Annotated in this window: 11 protein-coding genes; 7 read left to right on the top strand and 4 right to left on the bottom strand. The window is 44.4% G+C overall.

The features are described 5' to 3' along the window. Positions 1 to 142 precede the first annotated feature (142 nt). Positions 143 to 1279 carry an Lcl C-terminal domain-containing protein gene (locus JWG44_RS19085; protein ID WP_205276661.1) on the top strand — a complete coding sequence of 379 codons (1137 nt, stop codon included), beginning with the start codon at positions 143 to 145 and terminating at the stop codon, positions 1277 to 1279. Positions 1280 to 1405: 126 nt separating this feature from the next. Continuing rightward, the gene (locus JWG44_RS19080; protein ID WP_205276660.1) at positions 1406 to 5377 is read left to right on the top strand and encodes a PAS domain-containing sensor histidine kinase; all 3972 of its coding nucleotides are present in this window, start codon (positions 1406 to 1408) and stop codon (positions 5375 to 5377) included. On the opposite strand, the gene JWG44_RS19075 is transcribed toward JWG44_RS19080, so the two are convergent. Continuing rightward, positions 5358 to 5504 (bottom strand): hypothetical protein, encoded by a 147-nt coding sequence (locus JWG44_RS19075; protein WP_205276659.1) that lies wholly within the window; start codon positions 5502 to 5504, stop codon positions 5358 to 5360. The two genes, JWG44_RS19080 and JWG44_RS19075, sit on opposite strands and share 20 nt — an antisense overlap. Positions 5505 to 5635: 131 nt before the next feature. On the opposite strand from JWG44_RS19075, the gene JWG44_RS19070 reads away from it, so the two are divergent. Together JWG44_RS19070 and JWG44_RS19065 are read left to right on the top strand one after the other, a co-directional pair. Next, a complete protein-coding gene (locus tag JWG44_RS19070; protein WP_205276658.1) occupies positions 5636 to 5773 on the top strand; it encodes a hypothetical protein in 138 nt (45 codons plus the stop codon). A gap of 348 nt (positions 5774 to 6121) precedes the next feature. Beyond that, a complete protein-coding gene (locus JWG44_RS19065) occupies positions 6122 to 7018 on the top strand; it encodes a tetratricopeptide repeat protein (protein WP_205276657.1) in 897 nt (298 codons plus the stop codon). A 3-nt stretch (positions 7019 to 7021) separates the two neighbouring features. Here the strand turns inward: JWG44_RS19065 and JWG44_RS19060 are convergent, their stop codons facing one another. From JWG44_RS19060 to JWG44_RS19050, 3 genes are all read right to left on the bottom strand, one after another. Continuing rightward, entirely contained in the window at positions 7022 to 8584 is a 1563-nt protein-coding gene (locus tag JWG44_RS19060) for a DUF2079 domain-containing protein (protein ID WP_205276656.1), read from the bottom strand. A 90-nt stretch (positions 8585 to 8674) separates the two neighbouring features. Beyond that, positions 8675 to 10423 carry an acyl-CoA dehydrogenase family protein gene (locus tag JWG44_RS19055; RefSeq protein ID WP_205276655.1) on the bottom strand — a complete coding sequence of 583 codons (1749 nt, stop codon included), beginning with the start codon at positions 10421 to 10423 and terminating at the stop codon, positions 8675 to 8677. A 16-nt stretch (positions 10424 to 10439) separates the two neighbouring features. After that, positions 10440 to 12464 (bottom strand): oxidoreductase, encoded by a 2025-nt coding sequence (locus tag JWG44_RS19050; protein WP_205276654.1) that lies wholly within the window; start codon positions 12462 to 12464, stop codon positions 10440 to 10442. Positions 12465 to 12590: 126 nt separating this feature from the next. On the opposite strand from JWG44_RS19050, the gene JWG44_RS19045 reads away from it, so the two are divergent. The 3 genes from JWG44_RS19045 (at position 12591) to JWG44_RS19035 (ending at position 18557) form a co-directional block, all read left to right on the top strand. Then, on the top strand, positions 12591 to 13250 hold the full coding sequence (locus JWG44_RS19045) for a TetR/AcrR family transcriptional regulator (protein ID WP_205276653.1): 660 nt from the start codon (positions 12591 to 12593) through the stop codon (positions 13248 to 13250). Between the two features lie 421 nt (positions 13251 to 13671). Next, complete coding sequence (locus JWG44_RS19040; protein WP_205276652.1) at positions 13672 to 14778, top strand: TMEM43 family protein; 1107 nt, start codon at positions 13672 to 13674, stop codon at positions 14776 to 14778. Positions 14779 to 15056: 278 nt separating this feature from the next. Further along, positions 15057 to 18557 (top strand): hypothetical protein, encoded by a 3501-nt coding sequence (locus JWG44_RS19035; protein WP_232371750.1) that lies wholly within the window; start codon positions 15057 to 15059, stop codon positions 18555 to 18557. The last annotated feature ends 4 nt before the right edge of the window (positions 18558 to 18561 follow it).

Genomic DNA, 18561 nt, shown 5'->3' with positions numbered 1-18561 from the left:
ACATCGGCTTCCGATTTTTTTTTGGAAACGAGTCGATCCTAAGGCAAAAGAATGAAAGTATTCCGGGACTATTTTTTTATAAAACTCTACTTTGTAAAAAATTTCTTGACTAAAGATAAATCGAGATCGGTACAATTAGGTTATGTATCGGGGCACCTTTTTTATAATTCCATTCTTCTTTTTTATTTTCTGTGATCCCGGAAAGGAGCCTTATAATCCGGCGGTTCCTTATTCTCAAGCGTGGAAGGATACCGAGATTCTGAAATGTCTTCTTTTGCAAACACCCGAGTGTAGAGGGCTTTTGCCAAATACCGCGGCTAACGATGGTGTTTTTTTTCCGGAAAAGATCTCGGACACGGGACAAACCCTCTGCTACGATACTGGCGCCAATATTCCCTGTTCGGATGCCACGTATCCGCGTCAGGATGCCGATTTTGCAAATATTCCTTCGGGTCGCAGTTATACGGGACCGACTTCTCATTCGGTTTATACAAATGATTATACGACATTGGATAACATCCGAGGTTTGATTTGGAAAACCTGTCCGGAAGGATTGAGCGGAAATCTTTGTACCATCGGTGGTGCGACCACTTATACATTCTCCACCGCTCCCGCAGCTTGCTCCTCTCTCAATTCTCTCAATTCCGGCGACGGTTACGCGGGAATCAAAACCTGGAGGCTGCCTTCGATCTTGGAGCTGTCCCGTTTTGCCAATACGGAAAGTCCTACCGGCGTGGATTCTACAAACTTTCCGAGCAATCCGGCTACGACTTTTTATTCTTCCACCCCGTATGCTCCAAGTCCGGCCACGACCGGATGGTATGTTCAGATGAACGTCGGGTTTTTCAATCAGATGAACTTCGGTACCGGGCCTTATGCGGTTCGTTGTGTTTCGGGAACCCAGCTTCAATCACCTTCGCTTACGGATAATGGAAACGCCACGGTGACCGACAACCGAACCGGTCTTATCTGGCAGAGTTCCGGAGCGAGCACCGGAACTTGGCAACAGGCCTTGAGCACTTGTTCCGCGTTGAATCTGGCGGGTTTAAGCTGGAGACTTCCAAACTTGAACGAACTTCACAGTATTGTGGATTATACGATTTCGAATCCTTCCATCAACGGAGCGTTATTCCCCGGAACGGCTTCCCAATACTATTGGACTTCTTCCACGGATCGTTCCAATCTAACCTACGGTTGGGCCGTGTTTTTTAACAACGGTCTCATGGGCGGAAACGGAAAGGCCGCCGCCTGGTATTATCGCTGTGTATCCGGTCCTTAAATCGGGAATTTCAAAATAAAACTCGTTTTTAATCTGAAATTTCTAATTTTCCGAATTTCCCTGTAAAATGGTATTTTCCTTTTCTGATCTTGTTAGGAAATTGCCGTCTTTTACTATTAGCCCGCTATGGAAACTCTCGACTCCCATCTTTTGAACTCGGAATTTTTCCGGCAAATTTTTGAAACGAGTCGAGATGGAATCGCGATCGCGAATCTGGACGGAGTTTTTTTAGAAGCCAACCCTGCCTTTCTTTCCCTAACGGGTGATTCCATCGAAGAACTCCGCAAAATGACGCTTTGGTCCCTGACTCCGGATCATTGGATCGTTAAAGAAAAAAGAATTTTTGAAGAATATCTACTTCCGACCGGCTCTTCCCAGGAATTTGAAACGGATTACAAACGCAAGGACGGAAGTGTAGTTCCGATATGCGTTAAAGTTTATATCATTCAAAACGATTCTAAAGAACCGGTAGCGATTTGGGCCATCCTTAGGGATATCTCCGGACAAAAAAGAAACGAAGACGTTCAACAAAAACTCTACCAAGAAGCCAAAGAGGGTTGGGACGCGCTCAAAAGTATTTTTTTACTCAATCCTCTTCCGATGGCTCTGACTGAAATACAAACCGGAAGAATTTTGGAAGCGAATCAAAAGTTCGCCGAACAAGTGGATTCTACGATTGAGAAGATCATCGGTAAGACCACTTTGGAACTCGGGCTTTGGTTTTCCAGGGAAGTGAGAGAAACGATTCTTTCGATCATGAAACGCGACGGGTTTGTGGACGGAATTGAAATGCCCTTTCGAACCGTTACCGGAATCGAATTTTGGGGTTTGTTTTCAGCCAAAGCGATCGAATACAAGGGCGGAAAAGTTCTTTTGAGTATCACGGTTCCTATGAACGATCGAATTAAGGAAGAAAGGGAAAAACAAAAACTTTTGGACGAGGTCCGTGAAAAGGAAGAAATCCTCAACCAGATATTCCGTCTCAATCCATCCGCAATCACATTATCAAAATTGAATGGAGAATATCTTTTTGTAAACGAGCTATTTTTGGAATATCTCGGCAAAACGAAAGAGGAAGTTATAGGTAAATCTCCGGTCGAACTCGGAGTCTACTACGAACTTTCGGATCGGGAAAAAATTCTGAACGGTCTAAAAACGGACGGAGTCGTTCGAAATCTGGAAGTCAAAATGCGGACTCTGGACGGAAAACTTAGAACGATTCTTTTTTCGGCGAGAATGTTGGATTCTTTCGGAGAGAAAAAAATTCTCGCGATCGGTCACGACATTTCTGAGATCAAAACCAATGCTATCGAATTAGAATCCCTTGCAAATGAATTACAACGTAGCAAGGGAATGTTTCAAAAATTATTCCAACTTATTCCATCCGCTCTTGTTCTTACTGATTGGGAAACCCGCAAGATAGTCGACGTCAACGAACGTTTTTTGGAGATGTTGAAACTCGCACGGGAGGACGTTATCGGAAAAACCACGCCAGAAATCAGAGTATGGGACAACGCGGAAAACTTTAGGGCCGAAGTTTACGAAGCGCTTTCAAAACACGACGAAGTAAAAAATTTGGAATCGGTTTTTACGGCTTCCGACGGGGCTGAAATTCCGATTCTCTATTCCGCACGAATCACCGATTTGGACGGAAGAAAACACGTTATTTCTCTTGCGACCGATATCTCGGATAAAAAGAAAGCGGAAGAGGAAAGAAAGGCTTTGGACGAAGAACTCAGACTGAGTAAGGATCTTTTCGAAAAACTATTTCAGCTCAATCCTGCGGCGGTCTCCCTCTCGGATCTCGAAACCGGAATCTATCGCCAGATCAATCAATCCTACTGTGAACTGATCGGTTATACTCGGGATCAAATCATCGGAAAGTCGTCCATAGAATTGGGAATTTGGAGGACTTCTTTTGATCGATCCGAACTTTTGAAAAAGTTACAGGAGAAGGGCGGAACGGGACCGATCGAAGCGAGCATACAAAGTTCGGACGGCGCCGTAAAACACGTGTTATCCGGAAATAGGGTCTTTCAATGGAACGGCAAGCCGATGTTGCTCGCACTTTTGATAGACGTTACCGATAAAAAAAGAATGGAAGCGGAAAGGGACGAATATTTCGCGAAGATGCAGGAAAGTAAGGATCTTTTCGAGATGGTCTTCGAGATGAATCCGGACACGATCACCCTTAGTAATCTTTACACCGGAGAGTATATCAAGGTAAACGAACACTTTTCCGAAATGTTACAGTATACCAAAGAGGAAACAAAGGAAAAAACCGCGATCGAACTCGGAATCTGGAACGACATAAAAGAAAGGGAAGAGGTCGTCGATAAGCTGAAAGAGGACGGAATTGTCCGAGACCATGAAGTTCGGTTTAGAAGAAAGGACGGCGAACTCGTAGACACTTTGTTTTCGGCCCGCCTCGTCAATTTGGGAAACGTTCCTACTTCGATCGCGATCACTCGCGATATCACGCAGATCAAAAACGCAACCAGGGAAAAGGAAGAACAATCAAAACAGATTGCGTTACACGCGCAGGCATTGATGGAGATGGCGACCGATTCTGAATTTGCGTCCGGAAATCTGGAGTCGGGAGCTAAAAAAATCGCGATCATGGCCGCGGAGGTTTTAAATTGTGACCGTGCTACGATCTGGATTTTCGATAACGATGATTTAAGCGTCTGGTCCGTGGTGGCGGGTTGGGATCGAAGAGATCAAAGGTATATCGAAAAAATACGGATGGATCTAAAGTTATATCCGCGTTATTCGGAATCGATCTTAAGGGATCGATTCGTGGACGCAACCGACGCGATTCATGATCCTCGTACTTCGGAACTTGCGGAAGACTATAGTATTCCTTTGGAAATCGTTTCGCTGCTGGACGTTCCTTTTTTTGTAAGGGGAAAAATCAAAGGGATCGTCTGTTTAGGGCACAGAAAGGATCTGAGAAAATGGAAGGGCTACGAAAAACAGTTCGTCTTGACGATCGCAGAACAAGTAACGCAACTTTTGTTAAACGCGGAGAGAAAGGAAGCAAAAGAAGAATTGGAAAAGGCGGTTCAAGCGAGAACCTCGGAACTAGCCCAAGCCCTTGAAAATTTACAAAAGACTCAGGAACAACTGATACTTTCCGAAAAGATGGCTGCGCTTGGGCAACTCGTGGCGGGGATCGCGCACGAGATCAACAATCCGTTAGGCGCCATCGCTGCGTTGAGCGGAGAATTAAGGGCTTATCTGAATTCGTCGGCGGATCGAATGGAAAAATTAGGACCGCAACTTTCTTCGGTGAGCAGAGATTTTGTTCACAATCTTTCCGAGATGATCAGAAGAGGAATCGAGAGTAAGGAAAGTATTCTTTCGAGAGATCACAGAAAAGGTTTTTTGCAGGAAATACGAGCCCGATTGAAATCCCTCGGGTTTGAAAATCCCCACGATATAGCCGATCGGCTTTTGGACAACGGGGTTGGGAAGGCCTTGGAAGAGTTCCCGATTCTTTTTGAAAATCCGATCCACTACCCGCTCGTAAAATTCGCCTTAGAGGAAATTCAGACTTATAAAAATATTCTATCGATCCGTTTGGCGGTGGATAGGACTTCGAAAATCGTATACGCCCTCAAAAATTACGCGCATATAGACGCGGAAGAAGCGAGAGGAAAAGTGCCGATCGATCTTGCGGAAAACATAGAAACGGTTCTCACGATCTATCACAATAAGATCAAGAGCGGAGTGGAATTGGAACTTGAGTTTCCCACACGTCCTCTGATCCAAGCCTATCCAGATGATTTGGTTCAGGTCTGGACCAATCTTATCTATAACGCACTACAGGCGATGAAGTTCAAAGGAAAAATCAAAATTTCCATTTTGGAATCCGGAGAGGAAGTGGAAGTTTCGATCGAAGACAACGGCCCCGGAATTCCACCCGAGACGTTTGAGAAAATTTTCGATCCATTTTTTACTACAAAAGGGCCCGGAGAAGGAAGCGGTTTGGGCTTGGATATCTCTCGGAGAATCGTAAAAAAACACGAAGGAAGAATCGAACTCAGTTCGGAACCGGGTAAAACGGTCTTTCACGTCATTCTTCCGAAGGAATAAAAACCTGTCCCAAAACGGAGACGGGTTCTTGCAGCTTGATCTTTCTGATAAAGTAATTTGAGTTTTGGGAAGCGCTGTAAGTTTGATCACCGATCGGCTTTGAGATCGGCCCCGTGGTTTTTTTCAATCAGAAGAATAAAAAACGTCCGCAGGTCTTTCTGCGTTTGCGGAGAAGTCGGATTTAAAACGCAATCATATTACAAAATTCTTAAATTCAAAAAATAGAATAAACCTTCCTAGGATGAACAAACCTTTTTGGTGAAAGAAGCTGATGAGATTCTCAAATGGGAAGAAGACACGAGCGTTCTATCGGCGGCGAATCGATTCGCTTATAATTCAGAAGCGACTTTCAATCCAACGTTTTTGGAACTTCATCAAGAGAAGATCCGAGAATAAAAGGGAATGTCTGTTCCGGTTTGGCGGCCCCCCGAAAAAAATTTTTGGAACACCGGCCGGTGGAAACGATTTGTCCTGTGGAGTTCCGACCTCTAAAAATCAAAATTCTCCTTTTAAAACCGAGAAAAAAGTAGGAACTCTCACAGTTTCAATCTCACAAAAATACATCCGATCAACGGCGCAGGAATCAAGGATTCTTATAAGAATTGGGGAAGGATCCAAACGAGCCGAACTAGGATTCGGCGTATTTCGAACCCTTTCTTTAAAATTTGAAAATTGACCGAGATTTAACAAAAATTTTCATCAATAAAAAGTTGAATTCTTGGAGAATTTAGTTTCTATTGCCTGATGGAAAATAAGCTTTTGGATTCGTTTCTTTTTGGTTGGTTTTTTATTATTGGAATTGCGATTCTCCTAGGAAGTTTGTTATTTCCAAAAACCGAAGAGGTTGTGGATCCCGGCGCGACCGCAGCCGGTCCTTCCTTCTTTCAGGAACTCGCTCTTGGAATCGAGTCTTTTCTCCAAGAAGTGAAATCGAGTTCGGATACGAATTCGACTTCAAATTCCTCACCGCCTTCCAACGAACCTCAAGAAGACCCGAGCGATATTTTCAATCGCGCCTACGAAGCCTACGGTAAGGGAGAATACCAAAACGCCGTCGACGAATACTCGAAATATTTGGAAAAGGTTCCGAACGACACGTCCGGTCATTACAACCGAGGACTTGCATTGTATAGTTTGGATAATTATTCGGAAGCGCTTACCGATTTTGAAAAGGCGACCGAATTGGATCCGAAAAAAGCGGTGGCATTTTTATACAAAGGATATTGTCACGAAAGATTGGACAATTGTATGCAATCGATCGAAGACTTTCAAACGGCGATCGACTTGGGTTACAATCGAGACGCCGAACTTTTTAAGTTCAAAGCGCGTTGTGAAAACAGGGAAGAGGATTTTTCGGAAGGATTGAAAGACGCTCTAAAAGCGGTAGCGCTCGACAAAAAAGATTCCTACAATTTTTTCGAAGTGGCTTTTGCTCAATACGGTCTAAAAAAATACTCGGAGTCTGCCGCGACTTATTCTAAGGTTCTTCAGATGAACCCAAAAGACGACGTTGCTTTGCACAATCGCGGACTGGCTTATGTTTTTATGAAAAAAACTTCCTTGGCTTGTAAGGATTTTCAGAAGTCTCTCGATCTCGGATACGAGGATTCAAAAGAAAGACTCAAAGAATATTGTAAATGAGGATCAATTCTTATAAATTCCAAAGTGTTTAGTTTTTGCGGCGATAACGATCTTTCCAATTTGTATCTCTTTTTGAATTCTTTCCTGAATTTTTTCCGAAGACAGATACGGAGAATTGTATTGATGATCAAAGACGATCCATTCCTTGAACTCTCGATTTTCCCGGATCGGATAAACCGAATTGTGAAAGGAAACAAAAGGCGAGATATGAAAACCCGCCGAAACTGAACTTCCTTTCGGAATTTTTTTGAGAAGGACACGCAACTCTTCCGCTTTTTCAGTTTGAGAAAAGAGTCGTATCGGATATTGACCGTCTTTCCCGTTTCTATAAACCGAAAAGAAAAACGTCATCACGATCAAAAGCAGAAGTTTTTCCTCTCGAGAAAAAGGGAAGAATGGGATCTTTTCTTTATTTTCGATCCAGCTCTGAATTCTTTCGGATCCCCTTTTTAAAAATAAAATCAAAAATGGAATCAAAGGGTAGATATAATAGCTGTACATTTCCCTCACCCAGGGATGAACCGACAATCGAAAGACCGAATATAAACCCAAAAACGGTAGAAGAATCCAGCCTGAGATCCAATTCCAAAGACCCAATTCTAAACTCAGATCTCTTAGACCTTTCGCGTATTGACTCATACTTTCAGGATTTTGAATGTAGTTGAGAATCGTCCTGAACGGATTTGTCTCGGCATTCCTCCAATATTCTTTCCAGTTTCTTTCCGCGGAATTTCCCGCAAAAGAATTCATATAAGGATGTAGAATTCCGAAGTAGAAAAGACAAATGACGAATACGAATATCCATTCTTTCCTCCTTTCTTTTTCGGTAAGAATCAAAATGAATGAAAGTCCGCCCAAGTAGATCGCGAGATCCTCTTTGATTCCTAAAAAGAAAAAGAGAGCTCCGATCGACAGCCAGAGTTTTTGTTTTTGTAATCCGATCAGAAACAAAAGAATCGTAAACGGAACCAAAACTTCAAAGTGAAGGGAATGTCCCAGTCGATAAAAACTCGACGACCCCGCCCAGAGTAAGACCGCGCTCAGGGAAAGTTCTTCGGAAATCGAAGATTCTCGAAGATAAAAATAGAGAAGAGGAATTGTGGCCGCGCCGTAAAAAAAAACTCCGATTCCAAATCCTAACTCGGATCCGAAAAGAATCGGAAAAGGGGACAACAGTAGAATGGCCGGCGCCATGTGGTGTGAGAGAAAATTCGCATTCTCCTCCAAACCGTAATACTGAGTTTCAAAGACGTTTCCTTGAATTGCGGTGAACATCATTCTTGCCTGCGCCGTATAATCAAAGTCTCCGAGCAAAAAAGAATCGAGCGCCTTTTGTGTATAAAAAATTCCTTCGATCCATACGATCGACGACCAATAAACAAGCCAGAAGAGAGGGGGGACGGCCTTAACGGATTCCAGTTTTTGTTTTTTTAAATACCGGAATAAAAAAACGCCTAACGTTAGGAATACGAACAAGCAATAGCCGAAAATTCCCTTGCTTCCCATCCAATATTGAACGGGAAGATAGATGAGGAAAAAAGGATAGAGAAACGGAAACGAGGACATACGATTTCTATCCAGAATTCATTTTTCGATTCTAAATTCTCTCGAAAAAAGAAATTCTTTTCGGTTTTCTTAGGGCAAAGGGGGATCTTTTTATTCCGCGTTTTCGATCCGATAGAGACATGATTTTGAAATTGCCGCGCTTTCGATCCCATAAGCTCTACAGTCTTTTGTCCAACGATTCAGAGACTCGTTTTGTTTGAGTTTGTCGAGAGCCCTCTCATACAATAAACTGCAAAAATAACGAGCGGTGAGGATCATTAGATTTTCTGCAACCTTCTCTTTTGTATCGTCTTTATCGATCAGTCGAAAGGTTGCGACTGCGCTCTCAAACGTGTTCCACTGTTCCGTTAAAAATCGGGAAGGTTGTTCGACTTCCTTTTGAATCGACTCCAGATATTTTCTGAAATTTCCATCGGCTCCCATTCCTGCGGCGATCGCGCCTGTCGCGATTCTAACGTGAATTTGGCTGGTTCCTTCATAGATCGTGTTGATCCTGGAATCACGGAACATTCTCGATACGTCGTAGTCTTCGGTATAACCCGCTCCTCCGTGGATTTGAATCGCAAGGTAGGCGCATTTATGAGCTTCTTCGGAACAATAGTATTTCGCGATCGGAGTGAGTATCGAAGCGAGATTTCCCCAGGTTTTTACTCTTTCGTCTTTTCGAATTTCACGATCTTCTCTATTCGATTTTTCTAATCTGATTTGATGATGTTGGTATAGATCCACGACTCGGGCCGTTTCGAACGTGAGAAGTCTCATCGCGTTTACTTCTCTTTGAATCTTGTGGAGCATTTCGGCGACGGCCGGAATTTCAGCGATCGGTTTTCCGAATTGTCGTCTTTCTTCCGCATATTTTTTGGATTCGTAAAATCCGCCGGCTCCTCCTCCGGGCCCGCCCGCTGCGCTTCCCAGTCGCATGAAGTTCGTCATACCTGCCGTGTAACGCGTGAGCCCGAGTCCTTCTTCTCCTAAAAGTTCGGCGGAACTGTTTTCATATACGATCTCGCAAGTGGGGGATGCGTGGATTCCCATTTTGGTTTCGATTCCGGCGACGTTGACATCGGAGCTTTTTACGAGAAATACGGAAAGTCCGCGGGCCCCTCCGTTTTGTTTTCCGGTTCTTGCAAGGGTCAAAAGACTCGATGGATAAGGTCCGAGTCCGCATCCCTGAGAAATAAAACGTTTGGTTCCGTTGATACGATAACTTCCGTCCTCGGTTTTTGTCGCGGTAGTTCTTACGTTATTCAGATCCGATCCGAAGTCGGGTTCCGTAAGAGCCATTGCAAAGAGTGTTTCACCTAATGCGGCTTTGGCGGCGAATTCTTCTATCTGTCTTTCGGTTCCGAATCGAGCGACTATCTGAGCAAGGTTTAAGAGTGTGATCGTCATACAAAAAGAAACGTCTCCTCTCGCCATGATCATCACAAAAAAAGCTCCTAACGTCGCGGGAAAACCGAGTCCTCCCGCCTCCCTCGATATCGAATAAGGCATGAGTCCCGTTTCCCGGAATTTTTCGTAGATGGAAATCGTTTCGTCGGGAAAGATCACGTTTCCGTTCTCGTAACGAAGATGTTTTTTATCCATGGTTTGAGAGAGTTGGGAAACTTCCTTTCCGAAAAATTCTCCCAAGGATTCCAGACTGGATCTGTAGAGATCGATCGCCTCTTGTACGTTAGATGGAGCCATTTCGAATCTTGGATCCGCGGTCTTTTTGTAGCGTTCGTGATCGAAGAAGTCCTCGCCTTCGGTCGATTTCACGATCGAAGGCCAATCGATCAAATGTTCAAAAAATATTTTTAGGTCTTCGTCGTCCGTGAAATAGTTGTTAGCTATCATATTCTTTCAAAACCCTTTAAACGAGTTGCGAGACTTCGTTTTCTTTTCCGATCGCGTAAGCCGCGTTTAGTCCTTCCAAAAACGCCCTTTCAGCGTCGATTCCTTTTGAGTCCTTGGCTCCTCCGATCAGAAAGATTTGTTTTTGAGGAAACCGGGATCGAACCGTTTCATAAAGACTGTTTTCTTTTTCCTGTCCCACACAGAGGATCAAAGAATCGCAAGGATACAAAATTTCCTCCCCGTTCTTTAGGATCACTTTGAGTCCTTCCTTCGTGATCTCTTTGTAGTTCAGACCTTGAAAGAATTCCACACCCGAGGCTTCGAGTTCCTGTTTCAGAGCCCAGAACGTTGTGGGGCCGAGTCCGGCTCCGTGTTTACCGTTTCTTCGAAAAATTCCAACTTCTCTTTTGGCCTTGTGAGGTTGGATCACTGCGTTTGTATAAGAATCGATATTATATTTTTTAGAATACGATTCCAGAGTAGGATCGTTTTCTTCCGTGAGTTTGTGGGCGACGTCCACTCCGATCCCGCCTCCGCCGATCACCGCCACTTTGTTTCCCGGTTTGAATTTTCCCTTTAGGTAGTCCGTATAATTTCCGGTCGGAAGGAGGTCGATTCCCGGGAGATCGAATTCTCTCGGTTTTACTCCGGTGGCAAAGACGATCGTATCAGGATCGATTTCGTTTAACAATTCGAGATCACAGTTCGTATTCAAACGTATCTCGACTCCGAGCGCGGAGAGTTCGTTCTTAAAATAACGGATCGTTTCTTTGAATTCCGATTTACCGGGAATATTGGATGCAAGATTGAACTGCCCTCCCAGTTCATTCGATTTCTCTATTAGAATTACCTTATGTCCTAAGGAAGCGCTTGCCCTCGCGGCTTCGAGTCCTCCCGGTCCCGATCCGATCACAGCTACCTTTTTCGGCTTTACCGGAGAATCGATTTCGTATTCCAGCTCATTGACCGCTTGCGGATTTACCAGACAAGAAACCGATTTATCGATAAAGGCGTGATCCAAACAGGACTGATTGCAGGCGATGCAGGTGTTGATTCGATTGGACATTCCAGTTTGGATTTTTTTTACGATAAACGCGTCCGCAAGAAAAGGTCGCGCCATGGAAATGATATCGGCTTGGTTGTTTTCAAAAATTTTCTGCGCGGTAATAGGATCGTTGACTCTGTTGGATGCGATGATGGGAACACCGGGAGTTTGTTCTTTGATTCTTCCGGCGATGTTGGCCCATGCGCCCCGAGGAACCAATTGACTGATCGTGGGAATCCTGGATTCGTGCCATCCGATTCCGATATTCAAGGCCGAAACATTCTCTTTTTGTAATGTTTGTGCGAGAAGGCAAACATCTTCAAACGTCGGATTTCCGGGGATGAGATCGATTCCGGACATTCTAAAAATCACCGGAAACCCTTCCGGAAGATTTTTGAGAACCGAACGAAGAACTTCCACGGCCATATTCATTCTTCTTTTGGAATCTCCTCCAAAATGATCGTCTCTTTGATTTGTGACCGGGGAGAAGAATTGATTGATGAGATAACCTTCGCTCCCCATAATCTCCACCGCGCCGAACCCCGTTTCCTTCGCGAGTTTTGCGGCGATCCCGAAGTCTTCCACGGTTTTCCAACATTCTTCTTCCGTCAGTGCGCGGGGAATATATCGATTGATCGGAGCCCGGATCGCCGACGGAGCCACACAGTTTCTGTCAAAGGCGTATCGGCCCGCGTGAAAAAGTTGAGCGCAAAGGATTCCTTTTCCTTTCAAAAGCGAATTCATCTTTTGCAGCTCGGACGCGTGTTCTTCGTTCTGAATATTGAAAAAATGTTTGGATCCTCTCGCTTCTTCGTTCACAGCGATTCCACCCGTGACGATAAGGCCGACTCCGCCTTCGAAACGTTTGCCGTAAAAAGCGGCCATTCTTTCCGCTGTTCCGGTTTTACCTTCGAGTCCGAGGTGCATGGACCCCATGATAAATCGATTTGGAATCGTGGAATTCCCGATTTTTATAGACTGAAACGTTTTATCCATGGCCGATCTCCGTAGATCCTAATATTAATTACCACTGGTAATATAATTGAAATGGAAATCAAGAATTAAATTACCAGTGGTAATTATAGTCTTGCGAAAAAAGAATTCCTATGATAAATAGTTTTTATGCCAGCAAAGAAAAAAGGTTCGCGAGGCCGGCATCTCGGAGTCGGGAGGCCGCTAAAAAAAGACGGAATCACCGTAAGAGAAGACTTGATATTAGCCGGAGCTGAACTATTAAAGACAACTCCTCTGGAAGAGATCTCTCTTAGAAAGGTCGCCGCCTATGCCGGAGTGAGCCACGTCGCCTCTTATCATCATTTTGAAAATAAGAATGCTCTGCTTGCGGCCATCGCTGAAAAAGGATTTCAGAAATATTTTTCCTCGTATCAGAAAGAACTCGGAAAAACCGACAATGATTTTATAGGGCGAATGCGCGCGCTCGGATGGACATACATTCAGTTTATTCTAAACAATCAGCAATTTGCAAGAATCATGTTCGGAGGAGTGGATCTTCATCCCGCTCTCTCGGCGGTTTCGCGAAGAACCTATCGACAGTTGCACGAGATCGTTCGGATGGGACAACGTTTAGGAGCCATTCGATCGGGACAAACGAGGGAAAAAACGTTGGCCGCGTGGTCGATGATTCACGGCATTGCAATGCTCTTTCTCGAAGGTAGAATCAAACCGAAAAAGACCGATAAAGAGATGAAAGAATTTATTCAATCCGTTACCGAATATGCATATATCGGAATGACGGTTCCTCCTCCGCCAAACGTCCTCTAAATCCACTTGTAAAAAACATCGGAAAAAGATCGCGTATAAACGAGTTCCGATTCTTTTTCGCTTATCAAAAGGTTAGGGAATGAACTCCTTATTTTTCGGCAACAATTACGGCTCCTTAGAATCTTCATAAGCCCGCGGCTCCTTTCTTTTATAACATGTTTTGAGGTAAATTATCATTCTTTCCAAGTTGAAATTAGATAAAAAATTATTTACAAACATTCGATTTCCCGGAAACTCTCCAGGCCTCTTGGAATCCTTGTCTTTCTATAAGAACCTTTCCGAAAACTGGAACAGGTTCTTGCGGCTTGATCTTTCCGATAAAGTATGATCGAGTTTCGGGACGCGCTGTAAGTCTAAATCGTTCGACTAGTAAGACAGGATAGGATTTGAGCAAGTTGTAATTCAGAAAGGAGAAAGTTCAATGGCGTTTGAAAGCCCGGACGGAATGTCCTCAACAGAAAGTGTAGGTTTCCTCTCACAGATGGGAAATTCTTTTAAGAGTATTCTCACAGGAGTCGTGTTGTTACCGGTTTCGTTTATCATCATCTACAACGTAGAAACCTGTGAACAAGCGAGTGCGGCTCTCAAGAATGCGGCGCCCGTAGGATCCGCAAAGGAAGGACAACCTTCTTACATCACGGGAACCTTAAAGGCAAGTCCTCTGAGCGGGAATTTTGTTAAGAGCGGATCGTATATATCGTATTCCGTGAGTTCCGAAGTTTATGCTTGGGACGAAGAAGTTAAAACGGAAGGATCCGGAAGTAATAAAAAAGAAGTCCGCAATTGTGTTCTCGAATGGACCTCCTCTCCCGAAAACCCGTCCGGCTTTAAACTTTCCGGATGCCGTTCTAAGGCGTTTCATAAAAAATCCGTCAAAGACGAATCCGAGTCCGCGACCGGAGGGAGCGTTCTTGCGGACGGAAAATCGTATTCGGTCAATCTTTCCGACGTAGACTTTACTTCTCAGGTTTCTTCCAGAGACGCTCACGAAGATGAAATCAAAACAAACGGGTTTGTACTGGGAGACGGTTATCTTTTTAGTTCCAAGTCCTGCGCCGACGAAGAGAAAGAAGGTTGTGAAAGAGTGAAAGTCTCGGTAACTCCGATTCCGGACGGTGAAATGACTTTTATCGGAGATATCAAAGGAACCAAGGTCGGAAAGTTCGTCTCCGAAGAAGGAAATAAATTTTTGAATGCAAGCGTCGGCGGTTTTGCGGAAACGATGAAGGATATCCAATCCGACGATAACACCATGAAATGGGTGGGACGTTTTATCGGATTTTTCGCGATGTTCAGCAGTTTCACTTTGATGGCCGGTCCGCTGACTTCTCTTCTTAGTTTTATTCCGTTTGTAGGAGATCTGGGAGGAGGTTTGATCAAGGTGGTTCTCGGCGTGATTGCATTTGTTCTTACCGCGATTACCATTCTTCTCGTAAAATTTTGGTATATCTGGTTGATCCTCCTTCTGGGGGCGATTGGATATGCGATTTACAAGAAAAAATTCGCACCGGCGACTTCCGGACCTTAATCCAATACTTTTCTTGGATTTAAGAATCGGACCGGTCTCTCGAAAAGAGGGCCGGTCCTTTTTTTGTTCGTATCCGAATTCTTCTTTAAATAACGATTGTTATATTAAATATGAGCAATTTATCAACTTCTGTAGCGATTGATATAAAATTTGAACGATTGGTATAAAAAAACATTGCATATATTTATAAAATAATTAGAATCTAGTATATATATAAAGCCCCGTAACGAACGCTACAGGGGAGCGCTTCCAGGGAAACCGACGAAGAGGATTTAGGGATGAATTTGAAAAACGAGAAAAAACGAAAATCGAGCTTTGCTGTGCCTCATTCTAAAATGGGAATTCTATTTTATAGAATTCTAATGATTTTCGGGTTCCTCTTTCTCCTTTCCCTGGGATGCAAACCTCAATCCACAAAATACGATCCTACCGTCTTTTTTGATAATATCGATTCTTATGACGGAATTTCTCTTTTTACGATTCTGAATGGATTTCCGGTTCTCAAAAGTTTTTTCGTGAGTTTGGATCCGGTCGATTTCAATAAGGCCTTAGGCGATAATCTTGCGAAGGCGACGAGGGACGACAATTTAGGAACTCTTCGTGCGACACAATCGGCTCTTCTTGTGAGCAGGCCGAGTATTCAGTCTCTGAGTTCGGATTTTGCGGCTTTGATCGAAAAGTTGGAAACCACGAATCCGGGTTCTTACGATGCGGTTCAGCCCCTTTTTGAAAAAATCCGTCATTATCCGAAACCGGTGGTTCGAAATTTGGTTCCGATTTCGGCTAACGCGATTCGTCAAGAATATCTTTCCAAAACGAAAGACCAAGTAACACAATCGATTCACGACTTCTCAAAAGATCTGAAAAGTCAAAGTACGCGCGATCTTCTCGTGGAAATCGAAGACGTCGCCTATAAGGGTTTAATCGCGAATGCGAACGCAAGGGCCGGTGTGGAAAGCCTCCTCAACGGTTTTTTTGATCCGGTCTTAGTCGCCAATCGTTCTCTCAAGGACGGTTTTATTTCCATCCTATACGACTTAGGCGAGATGATGTTTAAAAGAGCCGGTTTTTCGGATTTCAAAACCCCGAATACCGCGATGAAAGAACTAGTCTTCAATCTGGATAAATATTTTACCGCAGGCGGGACTCAATACAACGCCGACTATAGCGATCCCGTTCATCCTGCGGAGTTCAAAGCCTTTATGATGGAGAGCTTTCAAAACGTTCGGACCCTTTTGGACACCGGAGCGATTACCGCGACTCCCGTTAATCTTCTGCAAAAGACCGCTGAAAATCTTAGTCTTTTGGATTTTTCGGCGCAACCATCCAACGTGGACGGTTCTCTCAAGGAACTCATTCGTATCGACGTGGACGGGAAGGATCGCGCCTACGACGGAAACAGTCGTTCCATGTCCGCGTTAGAAACTCTTTTTGTGGTTCTTACGATCGCCAATAACTACGGATTTACTTGGGATACGGCGGATACTACTAATGATTGGATCAACGGTTCCACCGGCGGCGAATTGACGATCGGAGACGCGATTCATTCTCTCAAGTCGGTGATCGGTTCCACAAGTCCATTCAATTTTAAGAATATTACAAATCTGAGTAAGACAAGCGACAAGGTCTACAAAGACGGCTTCGTTCACAGATTCGATATGAACAGCAGAGTTCTTTCTTTGCTCGAAGACAAGGCGAGGGGAGTGACGGCTCCTATCACCGATCCGGCCGCCGGAAATTTCGATCGTGTCTATAACAAAACGCTTCCCTGGGCTTTGAATTGGATCAAACGAGTGACCTACGGCGGCTACGGCCCTTACTACAACAAAAACCGCAGAGACGGCGCCGGAAATTTTCTTTCTCCGGACGGAACGATCACGCGAAATTCCGATCTTTCGGAAACTCTTTTTCAACCGAGCTGGCAGACCCACAGTTACGAAATTCAATTGAATCTTCCGGCTCCGAATAACACGAAATATGTGGGCCTCAGAGGAAATCGTCAAAACGGCCCTAACGTTCCTAACACGTTTTATACGATCACCGAAATTCCGAAATCCGACGCGCAAAGAGCCGTGGACAGCGACGAGGAGGCGTTTTACAAAAATCTTCAGTGGCTGTTATATGAAAAACGTTTTGTTGCGGTTCTTCCGGTTCGCGCAAAGTTAGCGGCGACCGTCGCCTTTGAAGAGGCGCTTTTTATTACCGCGATCGGGAACGGTCTTGTGGGAATGCTCAATCTCAAACCTAACTGTTTGCCGAGCGCTTGCGCGACCGACAACGGCCGTTGGATGATCGACAACGCGAATTACGTAAAAACTTACAGCGCCGCGGGTTCGGATCTTACTTATCTTTCCAATACGCCGGGAGATTCCGTGATGCTTCTCGAAGGATGGGGTTTCGGAGCCGACGGTCAACAGGCGTTTCAGGTAACGTTTGTCTATCCCGCCCTTTGGTCTCTGATCGTTCCGAATCCGGAATTGATCTACGGGATGTTGCCTCCGGTGATTTCGCTTAACGTTTCCGTTTTGGAAAGGTTGGGTTTTACGACCTCGGGGAAGGTGATTCCGGATCAGGTGAACTCGAACTGGGCTCAGAGGAACACTCTGACTCCGCTCGTTGTCGCATTAACGAAAGCGTTAGACGACCAAGTTTCAGGTCAACAGACTGCGGGTTTTAAAAATCCGTATACGATTCTTACCGATCTTGCGGAGATTTTTTCGCGTCCTCTCGTATTTTTCGGACCCGATACGACCGCAACTTCTCCGACCAATCCGACTCCTCCAAGTTTTACTCAAGTTCGTACGGTGGGAATGGCCGACGGTTTTAGAAATCCGATCGCTTCGACGATGGAATACTTTCCTCTTACTAGTTCCGGCGCGCAAGAATACAGAACGATCATAAGCGTTCTTTCCGAGAATACGCGACGTTTTCAAGACGGAGCATTGAACCTCGTCGGAAAAACTCAACTCCTTACAGGATTGGTTAAATTCTTAAGTCAATTGGGTCAGCCTGCAAACGTAAACGTTAAGATTAAAATTTTTAACGGACTCAAACTTGTGATGGGCGAGATCAAGTTGAACGCTGAAACTCCCACCGCGACTCAGTTTAATATCGAAACCAAGTTTACCGAATGGAGAGACAAGGTGGCGAATTATCCCACGGTGAACGGAACCAATATTTTTGATCCTCTTTGGGTCGGAGTAGACGATGTCGTAAATCTTTTTAAAGATTATCTTTCGAGAAGTTCGGGTTGGTCCGTCGTCGCGAGTTTAGACTTCTTATTGGATCTTCTTTTGGACATCTCTCCGAGTAGCGCCGATATCACTCAGCTTTTAAACTTGGCTTCCTCTCTTTTTTACAATCCCGATAACACGAGATCTTATACGATTACGAACATTCTTACACAGAGTCTGCCTCCGGTTTTGGAGGCTATGGCTCCTTACGGTAGGCCGCTTTACGGTACCGGTTATTATCTCGCGACGAACGGCGGTTTCTTTTCCTATTTGGAAAATCGGATGTTTATGAATTCAGCATTCACACCTAAAGATCTGTTTGGCGATCTTAAGAATTTTCTAAGGTCGGATATCATTCAAAACAAACAGGACACGAACCGTTCGTTTTTGTTTTCGACTGGCACGCTGATTCAGCAGATGGCGGACATCTATCAAGCGGGAAGAAAGTTTAGCCCGGTCGGTTTTTATATGTATGACAATTGGAACAACGATCAGCCCACTTCGACGCTTTGGGACGATATGAACTTTATGTTTTCGGTGCAGTGAAAAG

The sequence above is a fragment of the Leptospira ainazelensis genome (genome assembly GCF_016918785.1).
Taxonomy (GTDB): Bacteria; Spirochaetota; Leptospiria; order Leptospirales; family Leptospiraceae; genus Leptospira; species Leptospira ainazelensis.
This window is presented reverse-complemented; position numbering and strand designations above follow the sequence as displayed.